An 18,854-nucleotide genomic window follows, 5' to 3' on the forward strand; every position below is an offset into this window, starting at 1 on the left:
AATCGTACGTTCTATTTATTTATATTTACAATTCTTTCGGGTTAAATGTACCAAATTCAGCTGTATATTTTAAAGAGATTAGAAAATTAATGTATAACGCATTTTAGCCATAATAATAAATTATTGAGTATATTGTAAAAACTAAATTTGTTACTTTTGTTAAAACTGAGAATAATAAATGGTAGATACGCAATTTAAAGGGCCAGAATATTTGTTCAATTCCAAATTGAGTTTTGATGACTTTCGTGAAATTATTTTAAGTGACTATGCCCAAGCGGTGCAAAGTCGTATCGTGAGTTTGATAGGCCGTAAGGAAGTGTTAACAGGGAAGGCTAAATTTGGAATATTTGGAGACGGCAAAGAGCTGGCACAGTTGGCCTTGGCCAAGGTCTTTAAAGATGGCGATTGGCGGTCTGGCTATTATCGGGATCAGACTTTTGCTTTTGCCACAGGCATTACCAATGTATATCACTTCTTCTCTCAACTGTATGCGACGCCAGATGTTAAGGCCGATACCTCCTCGGCAGGACGGCAGATGGTAGCACATTTTGCGACAAATCAGGTAAATCCTGATGGCAGCTGGAAGAACCAAATGACACAGAAAAATTCCTTTTCGGATATCTCCACAACCGGCGGACAAATGTCGCGTACAGTAGGTTTGGGCTTGGCGTCGAAATTATATAAACATAACCCGGAGTTAGCGTATTTAAGCTACTTCTCTAACGAAGGGAATGAGGTTGTTTTTTGTACTATAGGTAATGCGGCAACCTCGGAAGGGGTTTTCCTGGAGGCCGTAAATGCAATTGGTGTACATCAAGTGCCTGCAGTGATCTCCATCTGGGACGATGGCTATGGTATTTCCGTACCCAATAGTGTGCAAACCACAAAGGGAGATATATCCGAAGTACTTCGAGGCTTTCAGCGCGATGATAAAGGGGCAGGTTTCGAGATTTTTAAAGTTAGAGGCTGGGATTATCCGGGACTATGTGAAGCCTATGAGCAGGCGGCGAAATTAGCACGTGAGCAGCATATTCCGTGTATTGTGCATGTGGTAGAGGTTACGCAGCCGCAGGGGCACTCCTCCTCGGGCTCGCACGAGCGTTATAAATCGCCCGAGCGCTTGCAATGGGAGGTAGACTACGATTGCAACACCAAAATGCGCGCCTGGATTTTAGAGTCTGGCATGGCCACCGAAGCGGCGCTGGCAGAAATGGAACAGCAGGCTAAGGCTTATGTGCGTAGCGAGCAGAAGCGTGCCTGGACAGACTATAGAAGGATGATGCAGGAGGAGGTTGAAGAGGGGATTACGCTATTGAAGGCGCTGGAGGAAGATGCCGCAGAGCTGCCGCTAAAATTGTTGCAGAGTAATACCGAGCCTACATTAAAGGATGTGTATGCTACGGTGCGCCTGGTATTGCGTGAGCTACGTTTTGTAAACTCCTCGCCAAAGGAAGCGTTGCTTAGCTGGTATAAACAAAAGCAACAGGTAAATGCAGAACGCTATAACTCGAATTTATATGTTGAATCGGCAGGATCGCCCTTGCAGGTTTCGGTTGTAGATGCCGATTATGCTGCCGATGCTCCGATTGTTGATGGTCGTGAGGTGCTGAATGCTTGCTTCGATGCGAATTTTAGTCGCGATGCGCGTTTGGTGGCCTTTGGGGAAGATGTTGGGAAAATTGGTGATGTCAACCAGGGTTTTGCAGGTTTACAAGATAAATATGGCGAATTAAGAATTTTCGATACCGGTATTCGCGAGTCTACAATTATCGGAAAGGGCATAGGTTTAGCGGTTCGAGGATTACGACCTATTGCTGAAATTCAGTACTTGGATTACCTGATTTATGCATTACCCGTATTAAGCGACGACCTTGCGTCCTTGAGTTACCGTACGAAAGGGCAGCAGAAGGCTCCATTAATTATACGTACCCGCGGCCACCGGCTCGAGGGGATATGGCACTCGGGATCGCCGATGACGGTTTTACTGGCATCGCTACGCGGCGTACATATTTGTGTGCCTAGAAATATGACGCAGGCTGCCGGCATGTACAATACCTTATTACAGTCGGATGATCCTGCAGTGGTTGTAGAATGCCTTAACGGCTACCGTCTGAAGGAGAAGATGCCGCGCAATATTGGCGAGTTTAAGGTGCCATTAGGCATTGCCGAAAAGATTCGCGACGGAAAAGATGTTACCGTAGTATCCTATGGTTCCACCCTACGCATAGTTCAAGAAGCGGCATTGGAGCTGGAGAAAATTGGAATATCCATAGAAATTATTGATGCGCAATGTCTGCAGCCATTTGATCGGACACAAATTTGTGCCCAATCGCTACAGAAAACAAGCCGTCTATTGGTGGTAGATGAGGATGTACCGGGAGGTGCTTCAGCCTTTATCCTGCAGCAAATCCTGGAAGTTCAGCAAGGCTATTTCTACCTTGATGGGCAACCAAGAACCTTGTCGGCAAAAGCACATAGACCTCCTTATGGTTCGGATGGCGATTATTTTACCAAGCCTTCGGTCGATGATGTTGTAGAGTCTGTTTATGCTATTATGAACGAGGTTGCACCGCAACAATACCCTCCCTTGCTGGATGCTTAAGCCCTATACGCTTTACAGCTCAACATTTTTTTTGTTAAGCTGTAAAGCGTAAGGTTTTCGAAATACAGGCGAAACTATAGTTTTAATATACCGCTAAACTAGGGGAGGCTTTTATCAGCCTTTATTCAAATAAGGAAGCAGCACCAATTAAAGCTGCTTTTTCTTCAAATATACCCACGCTAATTTCAAAATCATTAAAGCGCTCGCTATTGCCAATAATAGGCCAAGCTTTAGCGATGTTGCCGCCCAGTATAAATTTGGAACTTTGGTGCAAGCTGCTGAAATACCGGAGGAAATCGTAAAGGTTATCACGGTACTCCACTATAAGCTGCTGAAATTCGGGTAAATCACTATAATCTGTCAGAATTTCTTTAAATCCCTCTTTTTCAATATTCGTAAGCGCTTTAAAGCGCTCCGTAAACCAGCGTGTCGCCAGGTGTTCTTCAAAGATCCCATTGCGGTAAGGCGCTTTCCAAAGGTCGGCATCAAAGGCCTTTTCTCCATAGCTACGTACCGAGCTGCCTAAACCTGTACCTAATGTAATACCAAGTATACGCGATTCATGCTCCCGTTGTTGTCCAAAAACCTCACCTTGCAGGTAAGCTGCGGCATCGTTAATATAGCGGATATTCAGCTGTGCATTCGACAAATTCTCCTGCAATGCCTTGCTGGTATTCATTTTATACAGCGCATCATACTTATTCTGCCCCTGCATCAGCGAGATTCCCTGTTCATAATCGAAAGGCCCTGGCATAGCAATACCTATATTTGAAATAGGTTGGCCAAATTTTTTCTGGCATGCCAGAATATTGGCGGTCCAACTCAATAAAATCGATTTAGCATCTGAGTTAGAGTTAACAACATTACGTGAGATTGTATCCGAAAGAATTTCCCAAGTTCGTGTATGAACGATAGCGGAGGTAATATGAGTACCTCCGATATCGCATGCTAAAATATATGTAGAATTATTATCTGACATTAGCATAAGCATTTTGTTTTAAAAGTTGGTCAGCTATCACCAATGCCGCCATCGCCTCAACGATAATAACAGCACGTGGTACGACACAAGGATCATGGCGGCCTTTGCCCGAAATTGTCGTTTCCTGTCCGTCGGTATCCAAGGTAGGCTGATCGCGCATAATAGTCGCCACCGGCTTAAAAGCAACTTTGAAGGTTATATCCATTCCATTGGATATACCGCCTTGTATACCCCCTGAAAAGTTAGTATGTGTAACCACCTTATCACCGTTTTTATCAAAGATATCATTATGCTCAGACCCCTTTAAGGTAGAGCCCTCAAATCCAGAGCCATATTCAAATCCATGCACGGCATTAATCCCCAGCATAGCTTTGCCCAGGTCGGCATGAAGTTTATCAAACACCGGTTCACCAAGACCGACAGGTACATTACGTATAACGGCTGAAATTCTTCCCCCCACCGTGTCGCCATCTTTTTTGATAACCTGAATAAACTCTTCCATTTGATGAGCCGTTGCCGGATCGGCACAGCGTACTATGTTCGCTTCACGTAGGCTAAGGAGGGCCGAAAGATCCGTGGTATCCACATTTGGCGCCTCGATTGTTCCTACGCCGGAAACATGGGCAAATACCTCGATGCCCTGTTGTTTTAAGAAAAGTTTTGCAATAGCACCAGCCGCGACGCGCGCAGCAGTTTCACGTGCCGACGAGCGACCTCCGCCTCTATAATCACGAATACCATATTTCATCTGATACGTAAAGTCAGCATGAGAAGGCCTAAACTTATCCATGATATGGGAGTAGTCTTTCGAGCGTTGATCTTCGTTAGGGATAACAATCGCGATCGGTGTACCCGTAGATTTACCTTCAAAGACCCCGGATAGCAGCTGTGCCGTATCGCTTTCTTTTCGTTGTGTGGTAATCTTCGATTGACCTGGTTTTCTTTTATCCAATTCCGATTGGATAAATGCTTCATCTATTTCAATATTAGGAGGACATCCATCTAAAATAACACCGATTGCAGAACCATGCGATTCGCCAAACGTTGTAATTTTAAAAATATCTCCAAAAGAATTTCCTGCCATAATTTATTAAGTTCGGTAAATATATTAAATCGTCTATACATTTTCGTAAAATATATAGACGATTTCCATAAATATAGACTATTTAATCGAAAAACCTAACTTCGAGAGGTCTTCCCAATAACTAGGGTATGATTTTTCAACCACCTGAGGTTCGTGGATGTTTACGGCATTAAATACCAAAGCTAAAGGCGCAAATGCCATCGCCATTCTATGGTCTTCATAGGTATGAATATCCAATGATGCCGGTTCTTTAACATCGGCCGTTTTTAAATGGTAGGTTTCCCCATCCGCAATAAGTTTTGCGCCGTATTTTGCAATTTCATTTTGTAGTGCAGCAATACGATCGGTCTCCTTAATCTTTAACGTCTCTAAGCCCGTAAAGGAAACATCACGTTTCAATGCCGAAGCAACCACCACTACCGTTTGTGCTAAATCGGGGCACTCCTTAAAGTCGAACAACTGCTTATCCGAAGTAATGGTAGTTTTCTGAAGCAGAATACCCTCATCCTCAAACGTAGTGTTCACACCAAAGTGCGTCATAATATCTGCAATTTCCCGGTCGCCTTGTAAACTATTACGTTTTAAGCCCGGTAAGCGTACCTCTCCAGCATTTGAAAGAGCCACCATCGCATACCAGTACGAAGCAGCAGACCAATCCGGCTCGATATAAATTGTGCTTTCTTGTGCAGCTTGGGGTTTTATCTGTATGGTATTCCCTTCCCAAGTATGCTGTATACCCGCTTCGGCAAGCATATTTAAAGTCATAGTCACATACGGCCGCGATGTCAATTCGCCCTCAATTTTTAAAGATAAGCCCTGTTCCGTTGCCGAAGCAACCAGTAGAAGGGAGGAGATATATTGGCTACTGATATCGCCCTTTATCGCTACCTCAGGGTTTGCCTGTTGAAACGGACCTTGGATATGTAACGGAGGGTAGCCCGGTTGGTTTTTATAGGCTATGGAAGCACCCATATGTTGCAAAGCATCTACCAATATCCCTATCGGGCGTTGTTGCATACGCGCACTACCCGTTAATACAAACTGCCCCGTACACAAATTCAAGTAAGAAGTCATGAAACGCATGGCCGTTCCTGCAGGGCCAATATCAATTGTCTTTACGTTCTCGCCAGCAGCGTGTGCTTGTTGTAAGGCTGCCGTTAACAATACCGTGTCGTCGGCACTCGAAAGGTTCTTTATCTGCACCTTTCCCTTGCTAAGCGCCTGGATAATAAGAGCGCGGTTGCTCTCGGATTTAGAACCCGTGAGCTGTACCGTGCCATTTACCTGTTTTGTTGCATGAGAGAGCGTTATGCTAGCATGCCCCATTATGCCTCCGCGTTTGCTTTGCTGTTCATAATTTCATTTTGCTTACGAATAGATTCGTTATGCAAAAGCTCTAAATATTTAACAGCAAAATCTTCCGAGATATTCAATGCTTTCGCCAATTGAACACGTTTCTGAACGATTTCATCCCAGCGTGACACCTGTAAGATTGTAACGTTGTTATCTCTTTTGTATTCCCCAATTTTCTCCGCAATTTTCATACGGTCGCCAATTTGTTTTAAAATTTGATCGTCTAATTTATCAATCTGCTGACGTAATTCCGCTAATTTATCTTCAAATACCGGGTTGTTAGATCCAGCTTTACGCACCGCAACATTATCTAATAATTCGGCCAATGCGGCAGGAGTAACCTGTTGTTTCGCATCTGTCCACGCTACCGATGGATCGATGTGCGATTCGATAATTAAACCCTGCATATCCATATCCATCGCCTTTTGTGTGATGTAAGGAATCAACTCACGGTTTCCACAAATATGGCTAGGGTCGTTGATAATAGGAAGCTCAGGAGCAATAGTTTTTAACTGAATAGCGATGTCCCACATCGGCTCATTACGGAATGCTGTTTTCTCGAACGAGGAGAAACCACGGTGAATAGCGCCTAATTTTTTGATGCCCGCACCATTAATACGCTCCAAGGCACCAATCCATAAGGAAAGATCCGGGTTTACCGGGTTTTTAACAAATACAGGAACATCAACACCCTTTAAAGCATCTGCAATTTCCTGTACGGTAAAAGGGTTTGCTGTAGAGCGTGCACCTACCCATAAAACATCCACACCAGCAGCTAAAGCCTCTTCCACGTGTTTCGCTGTGGCAACTTCTGTGGCAGTTAACAAACCAGTTTCCGCTTTAGCTCTTTTTAACCATTCTAATCCAATACTACCAATACCCTCAAATTCGCCTGGGCGAGTACGCGGTTTCCAGATACCCGCACGTAATACATTAACTTTACCCGTATTCGCCAACAAGTGTGCTGTCGATACCAGTTGCTCTTCGGTTTCTGCACTACAAGGGCCCGCGATTACCAAAGGTTTGTCGCCAGTGTCAATCCATGAACTTAGGGGAAGGATGTCTAAAGAATGTTTCATTTTATTATAGTTTTTTTATTTTTTCAAAAATTATATTTACCTGTCTTATTAAATTATACTTTTTCGTTTTTGATATACTCACCCATGATACTGAAATTTACCGTATGTTTAAGTACTTTACGAATGGCGGCATCAAAATCCGATTGTTTTTTCCATTCTACATCCACATAAAAATCGTATTCATTACGGCGGCCCACAACCGGCATCGATTGTATTTTGCTGAGGTTGACATGCTGCTCTGCAAAGCACTGCAATACGGCGGCTAAAGAACCCACCGCATTTCCTGTTTGGAAAGACAAAGAAGCCTTATTGGCGCTCTTTTGCTCAACAATATCGTTGGAGAGAATTAAAAAACGAGTGGCATTTTTTTTATGTGTTTCAATACGTTTTTCTAGAATATTTAACCCATAAATTTTTGCAGCGAACTCCGAAGCTATGGCAGCGGTCGTTTTAAGCTGCTCATCTTTAATACGTTTAGCACAGCCGGCAGTGTCCATACCCTCCTTAATGGTCCAGTTTGGATACTCGCCCAAAAATTCGTCACATTGACGGATGGCAATAGGGTGCGATTCAACGGTTAAAATATCCGAAATTTTAACCCCCGGCAATGCCAGTAAATTTTGCTGAATATTTAAGTGCACCTCACCAATAATATGAAAACGGTAGTCACGTAGTAAATTGTAGTTGGGCAAGATGCTTCCAGCAATGGAATTTTCTATCGCCATTACCACATAGTCCGCTTTACCCATTTTCAACATTTCACAGGTTTGCTTAAAAGATCCACATTCAATAGTTTCGATATCTTCACCGAAATATTTGAATGCTGCTTCCTCATGAAAAGAGGCTTTAACACCTTGAATTGCAATTTTTGTTTTCATAGCTGCGTTATGGTCAAAAAAAAAGTCCCGAGTTAAACGCGGGACTTTCTAAATTTCTTTATCTATATGCTAAATACATACTAGTCCCGGCTTTTATTGGTAAAATAAAAGAAGTAAAAATAGTTATATGTAGCAAAGTTATTCATGTCTCTGTTTTGATGGTTCAAAAGTAAACGATAGAACTATTAAATCAAAATATTTTTTCAAAAAAGTTTTAAAAAAAATGTTTTTTTACTGTTTTTTTTGCCTTAAAAAATGCTTTTTTAAGCCTGTTTTGTTTATATTTTTTAGGTGTTTTTTGTGTTAGGTTTTGCTTATTTATTCACATTGTTTTTTCTTAATAATTTGATTAATAGGTTTTTGTATTTTTAATATTTAATTATTTTAGCATATTTTTATGACCATTTTTAACCTATAAATAAGCTTATTTTTAGGTTAAAAAATAAGCTTAAAAAAAGCTTAATATTTACTCTATTTTTTGATAATTCTATGATAATTGTGGCTGTTGGCGTAGGTTTTACCCGAAAACCAAACGCTAAAAGGTATTAAAATCCTTAAATTAAAGTTTGAAAATAGCGCGACTCCGGAAATATAAGTATCTATAACCGTTTTTTTTACCTGGTATTCTATGTTCTAGGTTTCTAAGCTATAGCCTTACGAATAGGATAATACCTTAGCCCATAGCTAATCCAAAGGAATAGGTAGAGAAGATACGTTTATCAAAGCCGACAGGTTACAGAAATGAGAATCATAATCAATATCTTTGGCGGTAGTCTGCCATGGATTGCAGGGTTTTAATTTCTTAATATGAGTTTATTTGAAGATACGTATTTAACCCTTGAACAACCCGCTGAAGGTATATTCAGGGATAAAGGAAGTAAGTTTGTGGCGTATGCCTATCCGTTTAAAGACGAGGCTAAATTGAAGGATATCATTGCCGAACTGAAGGCATTGCATCCAAAGGCTCGCCATCATTGTTGGGCTTACCGTTTAACACCCGACCGTGCCGTTTTCCGGGTTAACGACGATGGAGAGCCGTCAGGTACCGCGGGAAGGCCTATACTCAATGTGCTCTTATCGAAAAATGTTACCAATATTTTGGTGGTTGTGGTGCGTTATTTCGGAGGAACGCTACTGGGGGTTCCTGGATTGATAAATGCCTATAAAAGTGCTACCCAGGCATGTTTAGATGAAGCCTCTATTGTCGAACGTACGGTGAATGATGTGTATAGGGTGCAATTTGAATATTTACAGATGAACGCAGTAATGCGGATCGTAAAAGATGAAAATATTTCCGTGTTGGAACAACATTTTGACAATAATTGTGTTCTAGTAGTAGAAATGCGACAACTTCAGGTGGAAGCCGTGGTAGGCAAGTTAAGCCAGCTGGAGGATGTGCAGGTCTCCTATATTAACACGTTATGATTGCAGATTCTGAATTAATACTAAACGCCGATGGTAGTATCTACCATTTGAATCTCCTTCCAGGAGATATTGGTGACACCATTATTTTTGTTGGCGACCCTGATCGTGTCGCTATGGTGTCGCAATATTTTGATGTTATTGAATTAAAAAAAGGTAAACGCGAATTTATAACCCATACTGGGCGACTGCGTAATAAAAGGATTTCCGTTATTTCTACAGGAATCGGGACAGACAATATCGACATTGTCTTGAATGAAGTGGACGCTTTGGTCAATGTAGATTTTGAAACCAAAACCCTGAAGGAAGAGCTTAAATCGCTCGCTATAATTCGTATAGGAACTTCCGGGTCTATACGTGGAAACCTCAGCATCGGAACCGTACTGGCTAGCGATTATGCAATTGGTTTCGATGCGTTAATGCAGTATTATGTCAAGCCATACAGCCCAATGGAATCGCGTTTGAAAGCCGCTATTGAGCTGCAGTTTTCCAGCTTATCCTTCAAGCCCTATGTTGGTCGGGCTAGCGAAAAGCTTTTAGCACAATTTGCTTCCGATTTACCTAAAGGTATTACCATGACTGCTCCTGGATTTTACGGGCCACAAGGGCGCTGTGTGCGTTCGCATAATGTTTACCCCGATTTAATACAGCGAGCACAGAATTTTATCGTCGAGGAACGGCAGATAACAAATTTAGAGATGGAAACAGCCGGGATTTATGCGCTTTCCAATATGTTTGGGCACCATGCGATTTCCATTAATGTTATTCTAGCCTCCCGCGTGATGGATGAGTTCTGTGCAAACCCTACCGAAGTTATTGACCAAGCGATACAAAAAATTATGGCCAAGATTTAGTTTGGCGATAGGCCTTTGCGGGCCGAGTCAAAACGAAGGAGGATAAACAATAGAATCGTAAAACTCCATAGGGAAGAACCCCCATAGCTAATAAAGGGTAGTGGAATACCAATTACCGGAACGATACCTATGGTCATACCGATATTAATAAAAAAGTGGAAAAATAGAATCGACGCTACACCATAAGCATAAGTGCGGGCAAAGGTTGTCCGCTGCCGCTCGGCCAGGTGTACAATGCGCAGCAGTAATACAATATATAAGGCTATTAAGGTTACAGAGCCTACAAAACCCCATTCTTCACCAATGGTACAGAAGATAAAGTCTGTACTTTGTTCAGGCACGAAATTATATTTTGTTTGTGTACCCTGCAGATAGCCTTTACCGAAAAGCTGCCCAGAGCCGATAGCGATTTTCGATTGATTTAAATTATACCCCTGTCCCTTGGGGTCGTCCATTTTCCCTAAGATAATATCAATCCGGTTACGTTGGTGTTGTTGTAAAATATTATCATAAGCAAAGTCAACTACCGAAATGTAAGCTGCGGAAGCGACAAAGAAGATAGCGATGTTAATAATATACTTCTGTTTTTTGCGGAATAGAAAAATGGCAAATCCACAAATCACGGCCACAATACCGATTAATATCCATTGGTTGGGCACCAGCAGGGCAAGCACAAAGAGTAAAATGGCTAAAGCCCCCAAGATCAAAAACTGGGTGCTTAAATATCCCTCGCGGTAAAACACAAATATTAACGAGAAAAAGGCTAATGCCGATCCTGTATCCGGCTGCAGCATAACCAACATCACCGGAAATAATACAATAGAAGCACCAATAGCAAGGCTTTGCAGATTCGGTGTTTTATTGGTTTGTGTATTCAGGTAAGTGGCCAGTAACAAGCAGGTGGCCAGCTTTCCAAACTCCGAAGGTTGCAAGCGAAAGCTTCCCAAAGGAATCCACGCCTGGTTACCACCTACGTTTCGGCCTACAACCAACACGGCCACCAACAGCAGCACCACAACGCCATAAATAATAGGCGACATGGATATAAAAAAACGCTGATCTATGATTAGTATACAAATACCGATAATGAAAGCCGTAAAAATATAAATCGATTGTTTACCGTAGTTGGTATCCAGGTTAAAGATGCTCGCATGGTTAGGGTCGAAAACTGCCGCATGGATATTAAACCATCCGATAATACATAAAGATAACCATAGAAAGATTGTTAACCAGTCGATACGGCCAAAGAAGCTTTTGTTGTTTAAATTATTCATGGTTTCTTCTTACTTGACTATGCTGTACTATTAATGCGGTATTTTTCGTGTTTGTGGCTTGCCTGTTGTTTTGTTTTACGCTGTCTTTCGTATTTTGGATATTTTCCTTTTTTGCAGGAACCGCTTTCTTTATGATTTTGGGCTCCAGATTCGCATTCATAATACGATCCTGAAGGTGTTTAGGAAGCGTAATGGTATCGGTAATATATTTTTCGACCAACATACTGGCAATAGGGCCGGCCCAGGTGCCGCCATAACCGGCATTTTCCACAAATACTGCGATAGCAATCTTCGGGTTTACCCGAGGGGCAAAGGCAAAAAATACAGCGTGGTTTTCGCCGTGTGGATTTTGCACGGTACCCGTTTTACCGCACATCTCAATGCCATTGATGCGTACGGAGTAACCGGTACCACCGGATACATTCACGGCGCGGCTCATCCCTTCGATTACAGGCTCGTAATATTTAGGGTCTACACCAGCATAAATCTTTTCGGTATACTCTTCACGCACCATTTTTTTGTCGCCAATACCTTTCACCAAGTGAGGTCGGTAATAATGGCCTCTATTGGCAACAATAGCCATAATATTCGCCATCTGTAGGGGCGTAATGCCAAGCTCCCCCTGGCCAATGGATAAGGAGATGTTATAACTCGAGCGCCAGGTTTCATTGCCAAAGCGTTTGGTATAATATTCCGGTGTAGGAATATTCCCCCCTTTTTCTCCCGGAAGATCGATACCCAGTTTATGGCCAAGGCCAAACTTCATCAGTCCGTCGCGCCATAAACCATAAGCTTTTGGTCCCGACATACCGCGCGAATCAATCATCCGCGCATAAACATAACCATAGTACGTATTGCAGGATTTCTGTATAGATTTTATAAGGTCTGTAGGGCCATCCACGTGTGTACAACGCATAATTGCACGCCCGCCACCATAACGGTAGCCACCCGGGCAATTAAATATGGTCTGCGATGTAATTACCCCCGCCTCCTGCGCGGTCAATGCGGCAACAACCTTAAATACCGACCCTGGTGGGTAGGAAGCCTGTATAGGGCGATTAAACAAAGGGCGTAGGGGGTCGTTAAGCAGCTTCATGTAATTGTTGCCACGGTCACGGCCAACCATCATATTGGGGTTATAGCTGGGGCTGCTCACATAGGTAAGCACTTCGCCGGTAGCCGGTTCAATGGCGACAACCGAACCCAGTTTATTTTTCATTAACTTCTCGGCTAATACCTGCAAGTCCTTATCCAGCGAGGAAACCAAGCCATCACCAGAAACAGCAAGGGTATCGTATTTGCCGTCCATAAATATACCTTTCGGACGGTTTAAGGCATCGACCATTTGATTTTTAACACCGCGTTTTCCGCGGATAAGATCCTCATAAGAGCGTTCCACACCCGAGGCACCAATATAGTCGCCCATGCGGTAAAACCCTTTGGAGCGCTCGATGTCGCGGTCGTTTACCTCCTGGATATAGCCGAGAAATTGTGCAGCAATACTATCCGGATAATTTCTAATCGTACGCAATTGCACATAAAAGCCACGAAATTTATCCTGATGCTCCTGAAAACGGGCATAAATATCAGGAGGGATAAGTTTTTCAAACGTTGAAGCACGGAAAGGGGAGTGCGCACGGGCCTTCTCCATTCGCGTAATAAAACCCTGCTTATCGATATTTATAAGCTGGCATAACAATGCTGTATCGATGTTTTTAACCTCTTTAGGTGTTACCAATAAATCATAGACAGGTTCATTCTGCACCAAGACCTTACCATTACGGTCTAACACCACCCCCCGTGCCGGATAAACTACCACCTTGCGGAGAACATTATTGTTTGCCGATAATAAATAAGAATCATCTATCAGTTGGATATACGCCAATCGGGAAATAATAATCAACGCTATAGCGATGAAAATCCCTTGGATTACATACTTTCTTTCAAAAAAACTGTTCATATAACTCTTTAGTTAACGAAGCGTTTTTTTCCTCTATAGGTCAGTAGGCTGAAAAGGAAAATTAAAACTATGGTAAATAGACTACTTAATAAAGCGCTCGACAAGGTTTGTAGAATATTGCTGAAAGAAAACGTCTCCAATAAAAATAATACCAAGTGGTGAATTATGGTCGATAGTACAATATACGTCGCAAACCATTTAAAACCCTGGTTTCCCCAATTTGGGGTATCCATGGACTGTTTTTCATCCACTTCTAAGGTAATATTTTGGAAAAATATCCTAAAAAATGCCATGGCCACACATGCCGCAGCATGTACGCCCAAGCTATCGTAAAACGCATCAATAGACAAGCCCGTCAATAAAGCTAAACTATAAAGCAAAATATTTGGAAAGCCTATTGGAAGCAACAAGATAATTAAAATATATGGAAATGGCGCAACAATATTGTAATAGCCTATATTTTTTAAAACGGCGATTTGTAATACCAGCAGTACGACAAAACGAAGGATGTTATAGATTACTATCTTAGCCATTATCTTTATTCAAGGATTCAAGTTCAATTTTTTCTTTGGCCTGTTTATCTTTTACAATATACACAAAGTTTAAATTGGCAAAGTTTGTCGTTAATAGAATACGGATATCCTTAAAGCTGTCGCCCGAGGTAATATCAGTTTCCAAAATATGACCTACTTTTATACCCTTAGGGAATTTGGTCGAATAGCCCGATGTAAATACCGGCTCGCCAATATGCACCTTAACATGGTTAGGGATATCGCGGACCATGGCAAAGCGCGAGTCTGTATTATTACCCCATACCAAGGAGCCAAACACCTGGGAGTTGTTTAAACTAACCGATATCTTGGTGTCGGGGTGAAGCAGTGATTTCACGGTGCTGAAATGCTTGGACACATTTAATACCGTTCCTATGATACCATTGGATGTAATAACGCCCATGTCAGGCTCTATTCCATCTTCAGACCCTTTATTCAGGGTTATAAAGTTGCTCTTTTGATGAATACTGTTGTTTACAACATTGGCCACAATAAACTCATACCGGGATAGGGTACTGCTATCCGCAACTTGAATAGGGCTTAATACTTCCGGTTCAGTATGCTGCTCCAGCAGCTGCGCCCGTAATAAAGCATTTTCCTGCGCGAGCTGTTCATTGGTAATGCTAAGTTGTAAGAAAGTTTTCCAGGCATTCACTTTTTCATAAAAATAACCAACCACCACATTCGACGAGTTTACAAAAGCAGAGCGTTGGTAATTGTTGTTTTGGACAACAAGGAAAATCGAAAAACCGAAAAACAGCACAAACCAGAAGAAGGCATTGTATCTTACCAGAAAGAGCCAAAGGTTTTTCATTTACTGCAATTATGTTTAGAGTGTTAATAAATACGCGATATAGAATACTTTGGAGTTCTATATCGCGTACAACTTTAATATGACCTATATTAAAAAGGTATTACTGCATTAAGAACTTAAATCTTCCAATATTTTTCAAGGCAATACCTGTACCGCGAACAACCGCACGTAGTGGATCCTCGGCAACATGCACCGGAAGTTTTGTTTTCGCTTGAATACGTTTATCCAATCCACGTAGTAAAGCGCCACCACCGGTAAGGTAAATACCCGTTTGGTAAATATCTGCAGAAAGCTCTGGCGGTGTAATCTCCAAGGCTTTCAAAATCGCTTCTTCAATTTTCGAAATAGACTTATCCAAACAGTGTGCAATTTCGGTATACGAAACGGTGATCTGTTTTGGAATACCCGTCATTAAATCCCTACCCTGAACGGCAAAATCTGCTGGCGGATCGGTAAGCTCTGGCAATGCCGCGCCCACTTCAATTTTAATTTTTTCTGCGGTACGGTCTCCAATCATAATATTATGCTGGCGACGGATGTACTGCACAATATCCGAGTCGAAATTATCTCCCGCTACACGGATAGATTGATCGCATACAATTCCAGACAGCGCAATAACTGCAATTTCTGTTGTACCACCACCAATATCGATAATCATATTACCCACCGGTTCTTCCACATCAATACCAATACCTACTGCAGCAGCCATAGGCTCATGGATTAAGTAAACCTCTTTAGCACCCGCAATCTCTGCCGAGTCGCGTACGGCACGTTTTTCCACTTCGGTAATGCCCGAAGGAATACAAACTACCATACGTAAAGAAGGGAAGAACCACGATTTACCGTTGCTCACTAACTTTACCATACCGCGGATAAGATGCTCAGCAGCTGTAAAATCAGCAATAACACCATCGCGTAAAGGCCTTACTGTTTTTATATTGTCGTGCGTTTTACCCTCCATCTGCATAGCCTGTCTACCAATAGCAATAACCTTGTTGGTCGTGCGGTCAAATGCAACAATAGAAGGTTCATCAACTACTACTTTGTCATTATAGATAATTAAGGTATTTGCTGTACCCAAGTCAATCGCAACTTCTTGCGTAAACCAATTAAATAACCCCATTTAAGTGCGTCCTAATTCTGTTTTAAAATTTAATGCAAACCTACTGAAAAAAATCGATTAAGATAGGTTAGAAAACGAAAAAAAATACACGCAATTTATAGAAATTTTCGCTCTGAGCCCATTCTTTAAAACGCATGAAATATCCCTTTTATTGTACACGAAGGTCGATAAAATAATTCAAGGTATCGACCTGTAAATTTTGTGTGGATAAACCAGCAATCGGCACTTGAGAAAATGCTGCCGTGAGGTTTACGCGTTGCAGGTTCTGGCCCTTAATGCCTAAGTGTATAGGCATACTGAAATTCGGTACATCCGCAATCCATCGCGCCATTACCCCTCCGTTTTCCCCTTCCTTAACCTCCAGTTTCGGGATGTCGCGATGTTGAATATACTGGGCAAATATAGGGCGCAGGTTAATTCCAGTCGACGCACACATCTCGTTTAATATAGCTGCATAATCAACCTGCTGGTGATAAAATTTCTTGTTTAGGCCGCGCAGAACATTTCGCCACTGCATGTCGTTGTCCAGCATGGTACGAATCATATGATGCAGGATACTACCCTTAATATACATATCTACCGAACCCTCTTTATTGACATCAAAAGGCCCCTGCATCGGCGAATCGTTTAATATCCCCGCACGTAAGCCATACAAATACGCATTGCCAGCCTCTTTACCAAAATGGTAATCAATAAACAACGCCTCCGAATAGGTCGTAAAACTTTCGTGTATCCACATATCGGCAACATCTTTGGCTGTTATATTATTTCCAAACCATTCGTGACCAGATTCGTGAACCACAATAAAGTCCCATTTATTTCCCCATCCCGTATGCGAGCGATCGGCACCCAGGTAACCGTTCATAAATCGGTTACCATAGGCAATGGCACTTTGATGCTCCATGCCTAAGTACGGTGTTTCCACAATTTTATAACTATCCTCATAAAAAGGGTAGGGGCCAAACCAATGTTCCAATGCCGCCAAGGTCTGGGTCACATTTTTGCGCAGGTGTTTTTTATTTTTTTTGCTATTATTTTCACGAAGGATATAATACCCAATATCCAAAAGTCCTTTTTCGCCCCTATACCGCTCCTGAAAATGCAGGTAGTCGCCAATGTTTAAAGCAACATTATAATTGTTTATCGGGTTTACCACCTTCCAATGGTATTTTGTGAAGCCATCCGGTAGGTTTTCGGTTTTCACCAACCTACCATTGGATACATTAATCAAGTTTTTCGGTACGGCGACAGAAATCAGCATGCTATCGGCCTCATCAGAGAGGTGATCTTTATTGGGCCACCAGGCACTAGCGCCAAGCCCCTGTACAGCTGTAGCAACAAAAGGAAGCCCATTTTTATCGGTTTTCCAGACCAAGCCACCATCCCACGGGGCGCGGGTGGCCTGTACCGGGCTCCCTGCATAATGAACAGTAAAGGAGTCCAACTTTCCCTTTTCAATAACACGTGGAAATGTCACAAATACAGCATTGTACGTTCTGGTAAAGGGCAGCAGCTTACCCTGGTATATTACACTATCAACCGAGAGGTTGTCAAATAAGTCAAATTGCAGTTTGTTGAAATCCTCTACCGCTTCGAACACAAAAAGATTAGAACCCGAAATAGCTTTATGAGGGATATCCACCCGAATATCAAGGTGGTAATATTTTACATCATAACAGCTACGTAAAAATGTAAGCTGTCCGCGAAGCGAGTCCGCTTTCGTGAACAGCTCCTTTGCCCGCATTAACTGTGCATTGCCCGTGCGGGCAAACCCCAACAGCGCCAAGCAACCTAGCAGGAATGCATAAAAAATGGTGTTACGCATGTACTTCCTCGTAATCGTCGGATTTAGGGATATTTTGAATAACAGCATCCCATTCCGGCGGAATGTTGGTTAATTTACGTGAGGCGAGGTCTAGCCAAGCGCCGTCGACATGCACAATGGCAGCCTGGTCTCCGTTTTCTTTATAAACGTAATGTCGAAAAGAAAACCTTCCATTTTTAGGGTTAAACTTTGTGAGTTCCACCCCAACTTGAATAAATTCGTCAATACGAATCTCTCTTTTATAAATAAGCTCTTCCCGGAATAATATAGGGCCAATTTTATACTTCCCAAAATCAGCTATAGAAAGGCCCATTTTGAACAACATATTCGTCCGCGCCTGCGCGCAGAAGTCGGCATAAGCGGAGTGCCTTAAGTGCTGGTTGGCATCAATCTGTGCCCACAGCACCTGACCTTTATAAAAAATATTTTCTGTCATAATATTAACCTTTGGTTTAAAAGTAGCTAAAAATTTACTGTTCTTCAATTATAACACCTAATTTAGGATTTTAAATCTAAACCCAATGACAGATCTGCTTGATATCGTTTTTCGTTCGGCATCCGTATATATTTTTATGCTGATCGCTATACGTATTGCCGGAAAGAAAGAGCTTTCCCAGCTCAACACATCCGATATTGTACTCATATTACTTATAAGTAATGCCGTACAGAATGCTATGGTAGGCTCCGATAGCAGTCTATTGGGCGGATTACTGGCCGCATCCATTTTATTTGTAATGAACTATATCATTAAACATATAATCTATAAAAACAAAAAACTTCGAGAACTGCTGAACGATAAACCACATATCCTTATCCACAAAGGGAAGTTAGATTTTGCGCTACTTGCGCAGCTCGGAATTACCAATGAAGAGCTGCATGAAGCCATGCGTGAACATGGCATTGAGCACTTCCGCGATGTGAAACTCGCTATGCTCGAGGTCGACGGGAATATCTCGATTATCAGCGATACTGGACAGCCTAAAATTACAGCGTATAAACGCAAGCATTACCGCAAAGGCGATCCTACAAATTTTGGCAATTAAGCTGCTGCTGCAG

The 18,854-nt window shown here is 42.2% G+C and carries 16 protein-coding genes; 4 read left to right on the plus strand and 12 right to left on the minus strand.

Annotation, left to right across the window (positions count from 1 at the left end):
- Window positions 1–178 precede the first annotated feature (178 nt).
- Window positions 179–2,602 (plus strand): alpha-ketoacid dehydrogenase subunit alpha/beta, encoded by a 2,424-nt coding sequence (locus tag ACL9RF_RS01370; protein ID WP_422798797.1) that lies wholly within the window; start codon window positions 179–181, stop codon window positions 2,600–2,602.
- A gap of 121 nt (window positions 2,603–2,723) precedes the next feature.
- On the opposite strand, the gene ACL9RF_RS01375 is transcribed toward ACL9RF_RS01370, so the two are convergent.
- The 5 genes from ACL9RF_RS01375 to ACL9RF_RS01395 form a co-directional block, all read right to left on the minus strand.
- Window positions 2,724–3,581, minus strand: a complete 858-nt coding sequence (locus tag ACL9RF_RS01375; RefSeq protein ID WP_422798798.1) for an ROK family protein — start codon at window positions 3,579–3,581, stop codon at window positions 2,724–2,726.
- Complete coding sequence (gene aroC, locus ACL9RF_RS01380) at window positions 3,571–4,665, minus strand: chorismate synthase (protein WP_422798799.1); 1,095 nt, start codon at window positions 4,663–4,665, stop codon at window positions 3,571–3,573. The genes ACL9RF_RS01375 and aroC overlap by 11 nt, the downstream gene beginning before the upstream one ends.
- A 78-nt stretch (window positions 4,666–4,743) precedes the next feature.
- Entirely contained in the window at window positions 4,744–5,991 is a 1,248-nt protein-coding gene (gene aroA, locus ACL9RF_RS01385) for a 3-phosphoshikimate 1-carboxyvinyltransferase (RefSeq protein WP_422798800.1), read from the minus strand.
- On the minus strand, window positions 5,991–7,097 hold the full coding sequence (locus ACL9RF_RS01390; RefSeq protein ID WP_422798801.1) for a chorismate mutase: 1,107 nt from the start codon (window positions 7,095–7,097) through the stop codon (window positions 5,991–5,993). The genes aroA and ACL9RF_RS01390 overlap by 1 nt, the downstream gene beginning before the upstream one ends.
- 53 nt (window positions 7,098–7,150) lie before the next feature.
- On the minus strand, window positions 7,151–7,975 hold the full coding sequence (locus tag ACL9RF_RS01395) for a prephenate dehydratase (RefSeq protein ID WP_422798802.1): 825 nt from the start codon (window positions 7,973–7,975) through the stop codon (window positions 7,151–7,153).
- Between the two features lie 807 nt (window positions 7,976–8,782).
- On the opposite strand from ACL9RF_RS01395, the gene ACL9RF_RS01400 reads away from it, so the two are divergent.
- On the plus strand, window positions 8,783–9,400 hold the full coding sequence (locus ACL9RF_RS01400) for an IMPACT family protein (protein ID WP_422798803.1): 618 nt from the start codon (window positions 8,783–8,785) through the stop codon (window positions 9,398–9,400).
- Window positions 9,397–10,251: a nucleoside phosphorylase gene (locus tag ACL9RF_RS01405; protein WP_422798804.1), complete on the plus strand. Its 855-nt coding sequence runs from the start codon at window positions 9,397–9,399 to the stop codon at window positions 10,249–10,251. Before ACL9RF_RS01400 ends, ACL9RF_RS01405 begins: the two co-directional genes overlap by 4 nt.
- On the opposite strand, the gene rodA is transcribed toward ACL9RF_RS01405, so the two are convergent.
- The 7 genes from rodA to ACL9RF_RS01440 form a co-directional block, all read right to left on the minus strand.
- Entirely contained in the window at window positions 10,248–11,525 is a 1,278-nt protein-coding gene (gene rodA / locus ACL9RF_RS01410) for a rod shape-determining protein RodA (RefSeq protein ID WP_422798805.1), read from the minus strand. The two genes, ACL9RF_RS01405 and rodA, sit on opposite strands and share 4 nt — an antisense overlap.
- Window positions 11,518–13,485 carry a penicillin-binding protein 2 gene (mrdA, locus tag ACL9RF_RS01415; RefSeq protein WP_422798806.1) on the minus strand — a complete coding sequence of 656 codons (1,968 nt, stop codon included), beginning with the start codon at window positions 13,483–13,485 and terminating at the stop codon, window positions 11,518–11,520. Before mrdA ends, rodA begins: the two co-directional genes overlap by 8 nt.
- An 8-nt stretch (window positions 13,486–13,493) precedes the next feature.
- Window positions 13,494–14,018, minus strand: coding sequence for a rod shape-determining protein MreD (locus ACL9RF_RS01420; RefSeq protein WP_422798807.1), 525 nt, complete (start codon window positions 14,016–14,018; stop codon window positions 13,494–13,496).
- Entirely contained in the window at window positions 14,011–14,850 is an 840-nt protein-coding gene (gene mreC / locus ACL9RF_RS01425) for a rod shape-determining protein MreC (RefSeq protein ID WP_422798808.1), read from the minus strand. The genes ACL9RF_RS01420 and mreC overlap by 8 nt, the downstream gene beginning before the upstream one ends.
- A gap of 100 nt (window positions 14,851–14,950) precedes the next feature.
- Window positions 14,951–15,973 carry a rod shape-determining protein gene (locus ACL9RF_RS01430; protein WP_422798809.1) on the minus strand — a complete coding sequence of 341 codons (1,023 nt, stop codon included), beginning with the start codon at window positions 15,971–15,973 and terminating at the stop codon, window positions 14,951–14,953.
- A 148-nt stretch (window positions 15,974–16,121) separates the two neighbouring features.
- Window positions 16,122–17,798 (minus strand): M1 family metallopeptidase, encoded by a 1,677-nt coding sequence (locus ACL9RF_RS01435; protein WP_422798810.1) that lies wholly within the window; start codon window positions 17,796–17,798, stop codon window positions 16,122–16,124.
- Window positions 17,791–18,234 (minus strand): acyl-CoA thioesterase, encoded by a 444-nt coding sequence (locus tag ACL9RF_RS01440; protein ID WP_422798811.1) that lies wholly within the window; start codon window positions 18,232–18,234, stop codon window positions 17,791–17,793. The genes ACL9RF_RS01435 and ACL9RF_RS01440 overlap by 8 nt, the downstream gene beginning before the upstream one ends.
- A gap of 85 nt (window positions 18,235–18,319) precedes the next feature.
- On the opposite strand from ACL9RF_RS01440, the gene ACL9RF_RS01445 reads away from it, so the two are divergent.
- Window positions 18,320–18,841, plus strand: a complete 522-nt coding sequence (locus ACL9RF_RS01445; RefSeq protein WP_422798812.1) for a DUF421 domain-containing protein — start codon at window positions 18,320–18,322, stop codon at window positions 18,839–18,841.
- The last annotated feature ends 13 nt before the right edge of the window (window positions 18,842–18,854 follow it).

This window comes from Sphingobacterium sp. Mn56C (genome assembly GCF_049319645.1).
Classification (GTDB): domain Bacteria; phylum Bacteroidota; class Bacteroidia; order Sphingobacteriales; family Sphingobacteriaceae; genus Sphingobacterium.